General features: G+C 42.5%; 14 protein-coding genes and 1 tRNA gene. 8 read left to right on the top strand and 7 right to left on the bottom strand.

The annotated features are described in order from the left end of the window. Positions 1-96: 96 nt before the first annotated feature. A complete protein-coding gene (locus L1D31_RS05925) occupies positions 97-990 on the top strand; it encodes an AraC family transcriptional regulator (RefSeq protein ID WP_239836123.1) in 894 nt (297 codons plus the stop codon). An 85-nt stretch (positions 991-1075) separates the two neighbouring features. After that, positions 1076-2329, top strand: coding sequence for a peptidoglycan DD-metalloendopeptidase family protein (locus L1D31_RS05920; protein WP_239836122.1), 1254 nt, complete (start codon positions 1076-1078; stop codon positions 2327-2329). 396 nt (positions 2330-2725) lie between these two features. Here L1D31_RS05920 and L1D31_RS05915 read toward each other — a convergent pair whose 3' ends face one another. Together L1D31_RS05915 and L1D31_RS05910 are read right to left on the bottom strand one after the other, a co-directional pair. Next, positions 2726-3076 (bottom strand): hypothetical protein, encoded by a 351-nt coding sequence (locus L1D31_RS05915; RefSeq protein WP_239836121.1) that lies wholly within the window; start codon positions 3074-3076, stop codon positions 2726-2728. A 413-nt stretch (positions 3077-3489) separates the two neighbouring features. Next, positions 3490-3580, bottom strand: a tRNA-Ser gene (locus L1D31_RS05910). A 316-nt stretch (positions 3581-3896) separates the two neighbouring features. Here L1D31_RS05910 and L1D31_RS05905 point away from each other — a divergent pair. Then, positions 3897-4589, top strand: coding sequence for a MaoC family dehydratase (locus L1D31_RS05905; protein WP_239836120.1), 693 nt, complete (start codon positions 3897-3899; stop codon positions 4587-4589). Between the two features lie 52 nt (positions 4590-4641). On the opposite strand, the gene L1D31_RS05900 is transcribed toward L1D31_RS05905, so the two are convergent. Beyond that, positions 4642-5460: a phosphate ABC transporter substrate-binding protein gene (locus L1D31_RS05900; RefSeq protein ID WP_239836119.1), complete on the bottom strand. Its 819-nt coding sequence runs from the start codon at positions 5458-5460 to the stop codon at positions 4642-4644. Positions 5461-5598: 138 nt separating this feature from the next. On the opposite strand from L1D31_RS05900, the gene L1D31_RS05895 reads away from it, so the two are divergent. Beyond that, complete coding sequence (locus L1D31_RS05895; RefSeq protein WP_239836118.1) at positions 5599-5952, top strand: DUF3024 domain-containing protein; 354 nt, start codon at positions 5599-5601, stop codon at positions 5950-5952. Positions 5953-6055: 103 nt separating this feature from the next. On the opposite strand, the gene L1D31_RS05890 is transcribed toward L1D31_RS05895, so the two are convergent. Next, complete coding sequence (locus L1D31_RS05890; protein ID WP_239836117.1) at positions 6056-7168, bottom strand: 1-acyl-sn-glycerol-3-phosphate acyltransferase; 1113 nt, start codon at positions 7166-7168, stop codon at positions 6056-6058. Positions 7169-7365: 197 nt separating this feature from the next. Here L1D31_RS05890 and L1D31_RS05885 point away from each other — a divergent pair, with 197 nt between their 5' ends. After that, positions 7366-7980 (top strand): AraC family transcriptional regulator, encoded by a 615-nt coding sequence (locus L1D31_RS05885; RefSeq protein ID WP_239836116.1) that lies wholly within the window; start codon positions 7366-7368, stop codon positions 7978-7980. Between the two features lie 83 nt (positions 7981-8063). Further along, complete coding sequence (locus L1D31_RS05880) at positions 8064-9932, top strand: methyl-accepting chemotaxis protein (protein ID WP_239836115.1); 1869 nt, start codon at positions 8064-8066, stop codon at positions 9930-9932. Between the two features lie 29 nt (positions 9933-9961). On the opposite strand, the gene L1D31_RS05875 is transcribed toward L1D31_RS05880, so the two are convergent. After that, positions 9962-11314 (bottom strand): alpha-amylase family protein, encoded by a 1353-nt coding sequence (locus L1D31_RS05875; protein ID WP_239836114.1) that lies wholly within the window; start codon positions 11312-11314, stop codon positions 9962-9964. Positions 11315-11521: 207 nt separating this feature from the next. Here L1D31_RS05875 and L1D31_RS05870 point away from each other — a divergent pair, with 207 nt between their 5' ends. Beyond that, a complete protein-coding gene (locus L1D31_RS05870) occupies positions 11522-12178 on the top strand; it encodes a DsbA family oxidoreductase (protein ID WP_239836113.1) in 657 nt (218 codons plus the stop codon). A gap of 4 nt (positions 12179-12182) precedes the next feature. Here the strand turns inward: L1D31_RS05870 and L1D31_RS05865 are convergent, their stop codons facing one another. Then, on the bottom strand, positions 12183-13085 hold the full coding sequence (locus tag L1D31_RS05865) for a DUF808 domain-containing protein (RefSeq protein WP_239836112.1): 903 nt from the start codon (positions 13083-13085) through the stop codon (positions 12183-12185). 187 nt (positions 13086-13272) lie between these two features. Between L1D31_RS05865 and L1D31_RS05860 the strand changes: the two genes are divergently transcribed. Continuing rightward, positions 13273-14193 carry a M14 family metallocarboxypeptidase gene (locus L1D31_RS05860; RefSeq protein WP_239836111.1) on the top strand — a complete coding sequence of 307 codons (921 nt, stop codon included), beginning with the start codon at positions 13273-13275 and terminating at the stop codon, positions 14191-14193. Here the strand turns inward: L1D31_RS05860 and L1D31_RS05855 are convergent. After that, positions 14188-14976, bottom strand: a complete 789-nt coding sequence (locus tag L1D31_RS05855; protein ID WP_239836110.1) for a helix-turn-helix transcriptional regulator — start codon at positions 14974-14976, stop codon at positions 14188-14190. The two genes, L1D31_RS05860 and L1D31_RS05855, sit on opposite strands and share 6 nt — an antisense overlap. Between the last annotated feature and the right edge of the window lie 74 nt (positions 14977-15050).

Genomic DNA, 15050 nt, shown 5'->3' with positions numbered 1-15050 from the left:
CCTAACTCTGATACTTTTCCATCAATAATGACATTTTCACTGACAGCTTTTAGCTAGTTTTCTGAGTTTAGGATTACTTTAGTAAGGACTTTTCCCTTGAAGCCATTTATCGAAAATATTCGTCATACATCCAATTTCAATTGGCTGGTAAAACACTTTCGTAGCCCAGTGCCTAAGCTCGAATACGCCTGTGCTTGGCACTATCATGCAGAGTACGAACTGGTGTTATACCTTGATCCACAACGGGTATTCGAGGGCAATTATTTCGCAGGTGACAGCATTGGTAAAATCAACCATCAATCAATGTTTTTGTATGGCCCCGGGCTACCTCACATGCTCGCTGGGCGTTTATCAGGAGTAGAGGAAAGCGCGCACCACACCATAGTAATATGGCTTAAGCATCAGTGGCTTGAAAAGATACAAGAGCTGATCCCAGAAGCTCGTGAGTTAAAGCGATTGTTAAACGACTCAGCCTACGGGATCGAATTCAGTAAGGAAGTGGCTGAGAAAGTCAGTGTGCTTGTGGATCACTTTGATGATTTACCTCCACAGCGCCAAGTATTAAAGGTAATAGATATAATCATGCTGTTACTTGAAGATGACAACAAGCGTAGGTTGTCGGCGTCTCCTTATTATTTACACCAATTTAAAGATGACAAAGAGTCTTACCTGAGAATAGAAGAAGCTCGTAAGTACATCGAGACCCATTACCATCAGCCCATCAAAGTGTCTGACTTGTGTCAGCTTCTTCACATGAGCGAAAGTTCTATTTACCGTATGTACGAAAAACACTATGGCGTCAGCTTTTCAGAACACTTAAAGCAATATCGCATCGGCAAAGCATGCGAGTTATTGGCAAGCTCGACCAAACCAGTTTCACTGGTTGCCGAACTAACAGGTTTTCAAAATCTTTCAAACTTTAACCGCCAATTTAAGGCAATGAAAAGCACAACGCCTTCTGCGTTTCGTAGGCAATTTAAGCCAGTCTAAGCCCGCCTCCTCCTTAAGATGAACACTACAAAACACAAAAATGTTATGTTATAACATATCCATTTAAATCACAGCTGAATTTGCCATGCCAGTTAATCGTCTAGCCCTGATCCTGATTGCTATCTCCTGCTTTACCACCGCCGCACTCATCCAAATTGAACACACCGAAACAATGCCCTCCACCACTCAACAAATAACGAAAGTCATGTATCAGTCACTTCCAGGTGCAATCACTCCAGATATCCAGCCAATGAAAGAACATTACATCGTAAAAGTTGGGGATACATTAAGCTCCATCTTCTCTGAATGGGAGTTGCCTTATCACACATTACAGGAGGTACTGGAAGCGGATTTAACTTCACTTAAGCTAGATACGATAAAACCAGGTGACCACTTAGAATTCGTGATTGATAGGGATAAGCGGAAATTGCTATCTCTGATTTTTCACGAGAGTCTAGTAGAGCAAGCCATTTATGAACAAGACAGCAGTGGCCAGTTCACCTATCGCTTCGATGAACAACCCAGCCAATGGCGATCAACGCTTTATTCCGGCGAAATCAACGGCAGCTTCTCTATCGCAGCGCATCAACTCGGTTTAACAACCACACAGATTGCAAATATCACGCGTATATTGAGAGATAAAGTCAACTTCACCCGGGATTTACGTACCGGCGATAGTTTTAACATTCTGGTCAATGAACAGTTTTTGGACAAACATAAAACTGGAAATGCAGAAATCGAAGGCATAGCGTTGTCGCTAAGAGGAAGAGAGGTCGCTGCTTTTCTCGCGGAGGATGGACGCTTCTATGACCGTGAAGGAAATAGCCTAGAGCAAGCATTTGATCGTTTTCCAATAGCACGAGCCTACAGAAGAATTACCTCCCCCTTTAACCCCAAAAGGAAACACCCCGTAACAGGCAGAGTCTCACCTCATAATGGAACAGATTTCGCCACACCTGTCGGAACGCCTATCTATTCAACGGGAGATGGTAAAGTGATTGCGATAAGAAACCACCCATATGCTGGCAAGTACCTAGTGATAGAGCACAACAGTGTTTATAAAACACGATACCTACACCTAAGTCGCTTTTTAGTAAAGAAAGGGCAGCAGGTTAAACGCGGCCAGAAGATAGCTCTATCTGGTGCAACTGGTCGCCTCACTGGACCACATCTTCACTTTGAAGTACTCGTGCGAAATCGAGCCGTCGACCCAATGAAAGCGAACTTACCTCTAGCCACATCCATTCCTAAGAGCTTATCAAAAGCATTTGCAGGTAAGGTGGCCAGTTTTGATGAAAAAGTTGCCGCTCGGCAAAACAGTACAGAGAGAGAGGTATAGTTCAAAAGAGAAACTTCCACCTCAATACGAGGTGGTTTAAAATCGAAAATGTAGCAGAAAAAAGGCCTATATCATCATATTAATGCCAATGCCCTTTAGGAATACGAGCTGGATCTTTTGGCAATTTACGCAAACTATACTCATCTCTCAAATATAGTTTTGTAAAGTTTCTTGTATTGGCTCCGTATGCTGGAAGTGCTTTTAGCATTTCAATAATAGTTTGAATTTCAACCGACTAATATGAATAGCCACGAGTAAGCAGATCATCTAACAATAAACGTATTTGCTTGTAAGACTCATTTGCACTATTTCGTTTTTCTATCTGGTTATACATTGTTGCTAGTAAACCATAGAATGGACTATCTTTTGCCTTTCCTAAAGCAGATATTACAGAGCTCATTTATTTTCCTTAACTAGAATTGAAGCTACAACTAATGAAAAAAGAAATTCTAATAATTGCATGTATATATATGACCAAGGCATAGTTTGTTCGGAGTATTCAAAATATTGATACACAGGAACAATTAATAACAATATAGGATAACTAAAAGCGATTAGTTTCAAGTTGCTTTCAGAAAATAACTTTTTTCCTTGCCAAACTCCGAATAATGCAATCAAAAGTAAGAAAGTAAATAACTGAGAAGCAAAACCCAAAGTTTGCTCAACCCATGTACCATTTATTTCCAACGCACTAGAGATAGACAACAATATTGACAGTAATATAAATATAAAACCTGAACGATTCATAAAAGAATTATCACCGATTAAGACACAGGAAATATGATACTTATTTCACTAAATTTGTCATGCTTTTTTTAATAACATGAACAAGTCTAATGCTTAAATAACAGTGTCTATAGATTAGGTAAGTTTTTACTTTATACACCCATCTTACTCGCTAGGTGTGTCTCAGAATTGACTGAATACCCATCTCTTACATAACAATCTAGTATCATCAAAAGCCTGATTATAAATCTCTTCTCTAAAGTCCTATTGTTAAATATCTTACGAATTTTTAGATTTGTATATCATGCATTCATTTGCGAACTGAACATGACTAAACAGAATGACTTGCTCGATTCATAGCCCCTTAGTAAGTCAAAAGCAACAATCGAAAAACGAAAAAGCCGCTGTAAAAACAGCGGCTTAATCTTTGAATGTGGCGGAGAGATAGGGATTTGAACCCTAGATACGCTATTAACGTATGCCGGTTTTCAAGACCGGTGCTTTCAACCACTCAGCCATCTCTCCAATGCGCAAGCAGTTTAGATTTTGGCATGAATTTTGTAAAGAATTAATTTGTAGTCACTGAGTTAAATGATGATAAATCAACCACCTGATTTTGTGTTTTTATCGCTGAAAACGCCAAAAACCAACGCATTTTGAAGTGTAAATACTCTAAAGTGCATTTTCTAATAAAATAATGTTTTATTAGAAAGATACTGATTTTTAAAAGAAATAGCACTTTGAGATAACATATGTACGCCCGAAAATCATTGCGCATAATTGTGAAGTGTTTCAAAATTAGTGGGTTGACCTATATCAATGAGAGATTTCTGAGGTTGTTATGAAAGTCGCAGACCTATTTAAACATCGTGGTGATAAACAGCATTCTGAATTCATGCAGTGGATGTCCCCTGCAGTACGTGAATATTGGGATGAGCTTTTGCACAAAGCCAATAACCGCCACTTGTTTACTCGCCTCAGAGATCTGCAACGTCCTGCTGTAAACGATGAAGTTCAACCACATGTTGAGCCTACAGCAACAGAGACAAAGTCTATTGAACTCAAGCCAGAAGCGCAAAAACTGTTTGACGAGCTTCAGGAAAAGTTAGGCGAAGTCATCCACACTGGTGATTGGTTGGATATTTCTCAGGAGCGCATCAATCAGTTTGGACAGGTTACAGAAGACATGCAATGGATCCATACCGAGCCAGAGCGTGCTGAAAGTGAATCACCATTTAAAACAACCATAGCACATGGCTTTCTAACACTTGCTCTACTACCTAAGTTGACTGACAGCGTGGATCCCGATCATTCGTTGTTCCCTACAGCTAAAATGGTTGTCAACATTGGTCTTAACCAAGTCCGCTTTCCATATCCAGTCAAAGCTAACAGCCGAGTTCGAGCAGTAAGTAAGCTTTCTAAGGTGACTCCGATTAAGAAAGGATTGGAGATAGAGCGTGAAATTAAAGTTGAAATTGAAGGTGTTCGTCGACCTGGTGCAATTGTGGTCTCGGTTATTCAATTGCATTTCTAGTAGTACATTTATTATCAAGGAGAGCTACTTCAGCTCTCCTTTTTTATTTCTGCTACTGACTGATTGGCGTATAACCGTATTCGCGGATTAAAGTTTGAGCCTCTTTACCTTGCAGGTATTGAATGAATGACTGGGCATCTTTATCAAGTTCCGCTTTCTTATAAAGTACAAGGAATGGGCGAGAAAGTTCATATTTACGTTCAGCAATGGTTTTGCTATTTGCATCTACTCCCTCAAATGTGATGGCTTTAATTGAGCTATCAACAGATCCTGTAGAAATAAATCCAATCGCTTGTTTGTTATGGTTGACGATGGTTTTCACCATGCTGTTGCTATTAACCACTAAGTTATCTGGATTGATATCTGAAACCTGACGTCCATTTACAATTTTCGTAAGGCCCAGCAGGCTTTCGAAGCTATAACGTGAGCCGGATGACGCTTCACGTGTCACTACAGCAATTTTTTGATCGGCTCCCCCCAACTCTTTCCAGTTGGTAATTTTACCTTTATAGATATCGAATAGCTGCTCACGACTGACATTTTGGACCGGATTAGATTTATTGACGACAACGGCCAAGCCATCAAATGCCAAAGGGGTGACCGTTAACGTTTCATCCTGCTCACTTTCTATCAGGTATCGTGAGCTCATACCAATATCTGCTACGCCTTTCTTTAAAAGGGTAATACCTGCAGTTGAACCGATACCTTGTACTGCAATGTAGGTTTCAGGGTGGGCCGTATTAAAGTTTTCAGCCAATACATCCATAACACGTGCTACCGATGTAGAACCGGACACATTAACTTCACTCGCCAGCGCAGGAAAAGTAAGTAAAGAAGAGGACAACATTGCCACCAGCGCAACACGAATCATAATAATCTCCAATCTGATGCGGATAAGTAAACTCGCGCTATCATATTTCGATTACATGACATTTTTGTGAAAACCTATGCAGACTCCTCATATTCTTGTACATACTATGGGTAGGTTAGCGTTCAAGATGGAGCCGGTATGGGACTGGTCAGTTTGCTGCAAAAACAAGTAGAAAGCCGCGCGCAGGTAATCTGTGAACAGCGTAATAAAAGCTTACCTGCAGAATTAGGTAAAGCGAGCTATGACGTAACGGATAATGGTGTGATATTCATCAAGCAACATTTTCTGCTTGATTCAGCGCATTGCGATTACATGATGCCTGTTGCCAAGGTGCAATGGAACCAAGAGCGCCGCTCTTGGCTGCTATTTATGCCTGACGAACTCAATGAAGAAAATTGGCTGCCCTATCCTTACCTTGCGCAAAGTCATGATCTGACGGCGATTATGCGCGAAGTAGACAAAGATCCTAAATCCGTATTTTGGCAAGACTAACCGAAAAACAACGCAAATCAGCCTAAATCTCAAGCACAAACTGAGTGTTAAACATACTGCCAGCTTGTGCTTAGAGGTTTATACCTAAGCGATAGTTTTACCCTTAGGGAGTCTTAGCGGTTTGATTCTTAACCGGATTGGCATAGCTTGCCACTAAGTAAGGTTGCGCACCCTCGGGTAACTGGCTCAGCTTGTCGGCCATGATGTCTTTGACTGTTTGATCGACCTGTTCGTTACCTGCAGCCAGCTCATTTATAGGGAACACTTTGTAATTGTCATGGATCTGGCGATCAATCTCTTCTGCTAACGCTTCTGGTGTTTCTAAATCACCATAAATGACATCACCAAATGCCACATGTATACGACCTTTATCACCCACAATGCCTTGAATGATGCTTTCAATATCTTCAAATTCGCCTTTTTCGTAAGAACCACTGGTGGCTTTTTCAAATAATTCACAGGCTTTAGCGATATCACATGGATCATTCTCATAGGAAATAGAAACCGGGACGATACGCAATGATTTAATGTACTCTGAAAACTCTATTTTCTGCTTACGCCCTTCCACATGGAACATTTTGAGGATCGCCGGATCGGTAAAATCATTACCATCTTTCGCGCGCCCTTCTTTTTGCGCGATCCAGATAGAGTTACCCGTATCGAGCGAATGTTTGATGTAGCTAGACAAAGTGCCTAGCGCTTTCATCATTTCACGTGGGCCTTTCGCCGAACGTTTTACGATGAAACTCTTGTTAAGCTTCATCAGTTCCGTCGCACAAGGCTTTTTCAAGAGGTTATCGCCAATGGCAATACGAACCGTTTTATGATCACTCTGATGAAGGCCGTAGTTCACCAGTGCTGGGTCCATCGCAATGTCACGGTGATTGGACACAAATAAATAAGAGGTTTCTTTATCTAGCTTATCCAGTCCCGAATAAGTCACCCCCTTTGTTGTTGTGCTCAAAGTTTGCTCAAGGTATTTTTTTACTTCCATCTGAATGGTTTCGACAGAGTTAAGCTTTGACCACTTCATTTTGAGGTAGACTTTGACAATCGGTGACATAAGCGTTTTAAACCAACCAGCATGGTTAGCAAATCGATGCTGTAGAATTGCACTGATAAACTCTTCATCGTTAATCAGGCGGTCGATAGCCGCTGGAATTTCTTCGTCATTATAAGGACGGATTTCAACAAAAGGGTCGTTTTTAGAAGTCATTTCTTATTACATCTGATAAAAAGCTGGCCTATTCTACGCAGAGATTAGGGGATTGACAGCTATACTTCTCTCATAATCAACAAGGTCAGACCAGAATTAAATCACCTATTAAGTGGAAAATCGGAGTTAAGTTGGTTTTTTCTGCAAGAAACGTTAACCTTATCGCCCCTTGAGTACCCAAGAACATGAGCAATTCAATGCACTACGCTATTTCGCATGACTATCGCGACTTTCAATATCTGACTATGACACCACGTAAAAAGAGCATCAAGCATATGCTGCTTAAAGTCGAGCAAGGTCTGACGCTGTTGAAACTCGGTAAAACAGAATATGCGATTGAAGCGGGCCAGGCAGTTTGGGTCCCATTTGATGCCCTGTGCGCACTCACCTTCTTCCCGCAGACACAAGTTCAACAAATTGAAGTATCTTCACGTGTTACTTCATTCCTCCCCAAACAAGGTGGCTTTGTAACTCTCAATGAGCTCACAAACGCTTTATTGAATAGGTTAAAGGTGATGGAAGATCGACACGATGCGAAAAAAAATCTCCTTACTGTTTTACAAGAAGAGCTTTCAAGCTTCAAACCTCAGTTGAAGGAAAGCAAACTGACTCAACAAATAAACCAATGGGCCCCTAACATCGACAGCAAACTATTGGCAGAGCAACAACTCGTTTTGAGCGTGCGAGAAGCCTACAAACGAATGCAATCTGGACAATCACGCCGCCAGGTTGTTGCCGAGCTGTTCGAAGGCAATGAAGCAATGTATTCACAAATTGAAAAAACAATTCAAGGTGAAAAGCAGAAAACTTGATTAAGTTACTGGCTGATTGTTCATTTCATAACTATAAATCTATAAATATCCTCTATATTTGTAGATAAAATAGGAAGGCGAATATGAAATTCAGCCATAAAATTGTGGCAGCATCCTCTCTCCTTTTACTGGCCACAGTAACATTGCTTACCCTACAGCAGTACTACACCGTTCAAACAGAAATTAAATCTCAAGTCACTTCCAGTGTCGCCGAGATTGTGGATGGCGTTAGAGATACAACCGCTGCTGAGATAAACAGTAGAAAAGCGATTGCTACCTATGCCACCAGTATGCTTGAGTCAAACCTAGATCTGGATGCGATGGAAACCGTCATTACACGTCCCATCGTTAAAGAAACTTTCCTATTAGCTGGATTAGGGTTTGAGAAAGATGGTTCAAACATCAATAACGATCCGTCTTGGAATCCCGGACCAACATGGGATCCACGTGCGCGTCCTTGGTATATCGACGCTAAAAACGCAGGCAAACTCATTATTACGGCCCCCTATGCTGATTCTGCGACAGGTGAAATTCTGGTTTCCATAGCCACTCCAGTCAAAGACAGCGGCAAGTTTATCGGTGCTATCTTCTACGATGTTAGCTTGGCAGGTCTTGCCGACCTTGTTAACAAGGTGCAATTGTTTGATGCAGGTTACGTGTTTATCGTCGCAGGTGACGGCACAACCATTGCTCACCCTCAAACAGACTTCAATGGTAAACCGATGAAAGATTTCTTGGGTAATACAAATATCCAAGATGACCCTCAACAAGTCTCTATTGACGGTAAAGATTACACTCTCGACTTTTCTAAAGTGCCTGGTGAAGATTGGTATATCGGTGTTGTCCTCGATGAAGAAATTGCTTATCAGTCATTAGCAGACCTACGTAACAGTTCCATCATCTACACTGTCGTGGCCCTAATCATCAGTATTGTTATTCTTCTTGTCTTGATGACGGCTCTAATGAGGCCACTTGGCGCCCTCAACAGTGCCATTCAGGACGTCGCTTCAGGTGAAGGCGACCTTACCCAACGCCTCGACACCAATACCGACCAAGAGTTTTCATCATTGGCAGAAGGATTCAACTCCTTCACCAGTGCGCTTCAACAGCAAATCACTCAATCAAAAGCGATTGGCGAAGAGATTCTACGTGGGTCTGAAATGACTTCGATGGGCTTACAAGAATCAGCAGCAGCCATGCAAGATCAGCTGAGAGAGTTAGAGCAGCTCGCTACAGCCATGCACGAAATGGCTACAACCTCCGGTGATGTTGCCAACAATGCACAAGGCGCTGCTTCGGCAGCAAAAGAGGCAGATGAAGCAACTGAAGTCGGTACACGAGTTGTTGGCGATACAACTGGTGCCATCACTGAACTGTCACAACGTATCGATGAAGCAGTTGAAGAAGTGAAAACATTAGAATCTGCTACTGACAACATTGAAACCATTTTGAAAGTCATCAATGACATTGCGGATCAAACCAACCTACTCGCATTGAATGCCGCCATTGAAGCAGCTCGTGCTGGTGAGTCCGGCCGTGGTTTTGCTGTGGTCGCCGATGAGGTTCGAACACTGGCGCAAAGAACTCAGGAGTCTACCACTGAAATTCGAAACATGATTGAGCAATTGCAATCAGGAGCAACCGCAGTCGCCAATGCAATGAATATGAGTAAAGAAACCGCCAGTGGCGCGGTATTAAGAGCAGAAGAAGCGAACTCCGCTCTTAACAGTATTCGTGATGCAATCCAAGCCATCAGTGATATGAACATTCAAATCGCATCTGCAGCAGAAGAACAAAGTTTAGTGGCAGAAGAGATTAACAACAACACAGTGAAAATTAAGGATCTTTCTGTTCAAGTGGCGGATGCCGCAGAAAATGCCAACATTGCCATGCAAGCACAAACTGAAAATATCCGCGAACAAGATGCAATACTCAACAAGTTCAAAGTGTAATATTTTCGGCCCTCCCTCTGGGAGGGCTTTTAACTCTTAACTAACATCAAGCTCTCTTCACCAGCCACGGAAATACTCATAGTACCTCGTTGACTAAGGTAATGTTCTTCAGACAATAGATCCAACCACTTTCCACTCACCGCAATCTGTACTCTCTGTGGTCGCTTGGATTTATTGATGATCACGATACCTTCATCACCACGAGCAAATATTAAGAGATCGTCAGATGCTTCCATCACCTGCATAGTTTTACCATGCATGAGATTATAAAAACGAATACGCGATGTCATCCGCTTATCATTCCAAGCATTCAACCATCGAGGTCGACCATCAGAGCCTTTCAGCCCACAAGTATCAAGGTCCGTATAGATCAATGGCACACCACCATCTCTACCGAGAATATAGCTGTATGCTAGCCACTCTGTTTTTTCTGGCATAACCAAATTAGCAAACACATCATTGTTTGGAATGTCATGGGTTATGGCAAACGTAATCGCCCTGCTTTGTGAGAGCGCTTGCCCGAAGCAATATGGGTTAACCAAGCTCTTTAAGCTACCTTTAGCTTCTAATGCATCAAACATAGTTTGAAACAACGGGAAATCATAAGCGCCCAAGCGCGTTTCCGCCAAGAACGGCTCAAGGAATAAATCATATTCAAGCTTTGTAGCGCCACCATCGGTGATGATCTCACCAAAGATATGGACGTCTTCACAGATCTCTTTACTCCACACTTTTTGCAAATGTTCTAGTGACATGTGCTTAGCTGCATCAATTCGGAACCCTTTCACACCAAGAGATTTCAGCGAACGCAAATATGCCTGTTGCTGCTTGATAACATGCTCATGAACACGCAAGGTCGGCAAGCCCGGATCGGCAGGACCACCAGTAATTCGTCCATTTTGGACTTGCCATTTATCCTGCCAGTCTTCAATCCCAAATGCTTCGACGAAATCGTTTTCAGCAAACAGTGGCTCTGACAGGTCTCCGAACAATTTGATATTTTCATAATAGTCAATACCTAACTGATAGGACTCTAGGACACTTTGATCGGGATACTGAAGGTCTAATCTACTCTGTGATTCATTCGCCATGTGGTTAAAAACCACATCTGCATAAACATAAATTGAACGTTGGTTCAGCGCTTCAACCATGTGTTTAAAGCTTCGTGTATCACCGAGCTGGTTATCAATCACACGATAATCCTGTGGTTGGTAGCGTTGCCACCATTTTGTACCCTGTGCGTATTTTAATGACTTCATTGGAGGAGAAACCAGCACAGATTTATAACCCGCCGCTGTAATTTCATCAGCGCGTTGAGCAACCAATGCGTACGGCCAGTCGAAGGCATGAAGAATGACGTTGGCTGTTTTAAAAACGTTCATCTCTTGTTCCTTTATTTCAAATTCCATAATCACCTGACTGATTGCAGGTGAAGGCTGGCTGCCATTATAGACACAAGCCAATCTTTTTCTTCCCCCCTAGAAAGCGGAATGGGTGTAGTAGATATAAGGCGTAGAGTTTGAACTATTTATAAAATTAATTATTCTCACTCACTATAATGAAGTAGTAAGTAAAGAAAGGCGTCAATCATGAAAAATGTTCGGATAGACATAGTGTCAGATGTGGTTTGCCCGTGGTGCATCATCGGGTACAAAAGGCTGGAGCAAGCTTTAATGACACTATCAGACACTATTGAGGCAGAGATTCACTGGCACCCATTCGAGCTTAACCCTGCAATGAAGCCGGAAGGGCAAAACCTAAGAGAACATTTGGCGGATAAATACGGTACGTCTTTAGAAGCGAGTATTGCCGCTCGTCAGACCATCACTGATTTAGGCCAAGAATTGGGGTTTGAGTTTAATTTCACAGATGAAATGAGAATTTATAATACTCGGAAAGCACATCAGCTCTTGCTTTGGTCACAATCGCAAGGATTACAACTCGACCTAGAAATCGCCATGTTCCACGCCTACTTTACGGATGGTAAAGATGTGAGTGACACGGAGACTTTGTTAGATATTGCTGAATCCCTTGGACTAAATAGAGGCACCTGTGAGGCTGTACTTTCAGACACGAGTTGGAAAGAGACCGTATCCTCAACAGAGCAGCAATGGCTTGAAGCTGGGATAAACGCAGTACCAGCGATCATTATTGATCGCAAACACTTAATTTCAGGTGCTCAAAGCAGTGAAATGCTGGTTGAAGCACTGCAAGAAGTCACTCACCAGCAACACGATGTAGAATAAATGGCTAACTACGTCGAAGAAGCTTTCTAATGACACCCCATAAAAGTACAAGCACCATGCCCGCTAGGACACCAATTAGGCCGTTGAGAATAGAAGGGAAAAGTGCTTTCGCTAAGGTTAAACTTGGCAAATTGAGTAATACGGGCTCAATCCAATGGTGAACGACAGGCACGTTGTGAACAACAATCCCCCCTCCCACTAAAAACATCGCGGCAGTACCCACTACCGTTAAGAACTTCATTAACTTTGGCGCAAAGATAATTAAACCTCTACCAATCCATGCCATGAAACCTGTCCCTTTTGAAATACGGTTAAGATAAAAGCCAAGATCATCCAATTTAACAATACCTGCCACAAGGCCATAAACACCAATAGTCATTAAAACCGCAATTAAGCTGACCACCATTATTTGGGTCAACATGGAATGTCCTTGAACCGTTCCAAGGGCAATAACGATAATTTCCGCAGATAAGATAAAATCGGTTCTAATTGCGCCTGCCACTTTACGCTTTTCATACTCCGCAACAGAACCCGTCGGTAATTCATCACCTGTATCACCTTCTTCATTTGAATGAAAAAGCTTCTCAGCCAGCTTTTCCGCGCCTTCAAAACAGAGAAACAAACCACCCAAAAGAAGCAATGGCATAATAAGCCAAGGGGCAATAGAGCTCATCAAGAGTGCTGCTGGAACTAAAATCAATTTATTTCTAAACGAGCCTTTAGCAACGCTCCATACGATAGGAATTTCACGCTCTGCAGCAACACCAGATACTTGTTGTGCGTTCAATGCCAGATCGTCACCTAGTACACCAGCGGTTTTTTTCGCTGCTACTTTGGACATCAAAGCGACATCATCCAACACCGTAGCGATGTCATCTAACAGGGTTAACAGACTCGCACCCGCCATTTGTTTTCTCTTAGAAACAAGACATGTAACCAAATGTAACATTGACCACATCGAACTTAAACCGAATTCTCGTCAGTAATGCGTCAATAACAACACTCCGGTTATTGGCTGAACTTATATTGATTGCTTCCCCAAAATGGGCGTTTTATGCTGTCGCCCACATCCCATAACAAACATAGGCAAAGTAATGCATAGTTCTTACTCTTACCCTATCGGAACACCAGGCCAAAAATGGCAAGAATCAGAGCGTCAAGCTTGGCGTGAACAAACCAGTATCAAACGAGAATACCAACAAGAAGTGGTTCCAAAGATTCAAGCCCTACAAGAAAGGTTCGATATCGAACAGTATGGTGCTCTCTCCTACGACCCAAGCCGCTACCCACTTTTTTGCATTAAAAGTAAAAATTGGGACAGTACAAAACCCGTTGCTCTGGTGACAGGTGGGGTTCATGGCTACGAAACCAGCGGCGTTCATGGTGCACTCAAATTTGCTGACACTCAGATGGAAAAATACGCTGAGCACTTCAACATCATCATCGCACCATGTGTCAGCCCATGGGGTTACGAGACAATCAATCGCTGGAACCCATTAGCGATTGATCCAAACCGCTCTTTCTATGAAAACAGCCCAGCGGAAGAATCCGCCAATCTAAGAGCGCTTGTGGCTTCAATAGGACAAGATATATTGGTTCATATTGATTTGCATGAGACTACAAACACGGATGAAACCGAGTTCAGACCTGCTCTGGCTGCCCGTGATGGCATTGAGTATATCGAAGGTATGATTCCAGATGGCTTCTACACAGTAGGTGATACTAAAAACCCTCAACCTGAGTTTCAGGCAGCGGTGATTGAATCAGTTAGAAAAGTGACTCATATTGCTCCCGCTGATGAAAAAGGCGAAATCATCGGTTCAGCCGTTGTACAGGATGGCGTCATCAATTACCCGATGGTAAAACTTGGCCTGTGTGGCGGTGTAACCAACTGCACTTACGGCACCACTACTGAAGTCTACCCTGATAGCCCTAAAGTAACCGACGAAGAGTGTAACGATGCTCAAGTTGCGGCCATTGTAGGCGGATTGGATTTCATCATCAAAAAGCTATAACAGCTTACTCTTATACTGCTCCGGGGTCTGCCCGGAGTATTTTTTGAACATTGCGATAAACGGGCTGGCTTGATTGTAGCCCAAGGTTAATGCCACTTCTTTTACTGAATGCCCTTTGCGCAACAAGTCCATCGAATACAAATAACGTACTCTCAACCTCCACTCTGTAAAGCTCATTCCCAGTTCAGACTGACAATGGCGTGCTAATGTGCGCTCAGTGGTATGAACCTTCTCTGCCCATTCAGAGAGGCTGGTATTATCAATCGGGTTCTCTTCTACTGCCGCCAATATTCTCGCCAGATATTTGTTGTCTGAAGAAGGCAAAAAGTGATGCTGAGTATCACGAGTTGCCAATTGATCTAAAAGGACTTGCACAAGACGCTTATCTTGATCCGTTTGGGCAACATTAATGTCTCGTTGACGAAAGTCATCGACAATCGATGACACAATCGGCGTAATTTTGATCAAGCTAGTACAGTCTGGAAAATGCGTAGTAAGCTCCTGAGCGATATTCAAGGAACAGTAGGATAGTGGCTTTCTGTTGTAACTGGTATGCATCACACCTGCTGGAACCCAGATGGCTAAATGGGGGGGAGCAAGAAAACGAGTTCCTTCGGCCTCCATTTCAAGAATACCACCACTGATCAGTTGCACCTGCCCCCATGGGTGGCTATGCATTCGCGTCTCTGTATTGGATAAGAAAGCTTCAAAATTCATAAATACATCTGATGGAGCTTTATCTATTGATAGAGATGGGTGAAGGTGTTTGGCCGATTTTCTCAAATTTGTCTTCCTGTCGCGCCCGATGTCTTTTAAGAGATATCTACAATCATACAGACCTGTCAAACTCACTTCTA

This window comes from Vibrio sp. Isolate23, assembly GCF_022398095.1.
GTDB lineage: Bacteria > Pseudomonadota > Gammaproteobacteria > Enterobacterales > Vibrionaceae > Vibrio > Vibrio coralliilyticus_A.
The sequence above is the reverse complement of the archived record's forward strand: the minus strand, read 5'-3'. Positions and strand labels throughout refer to the sequence as shown.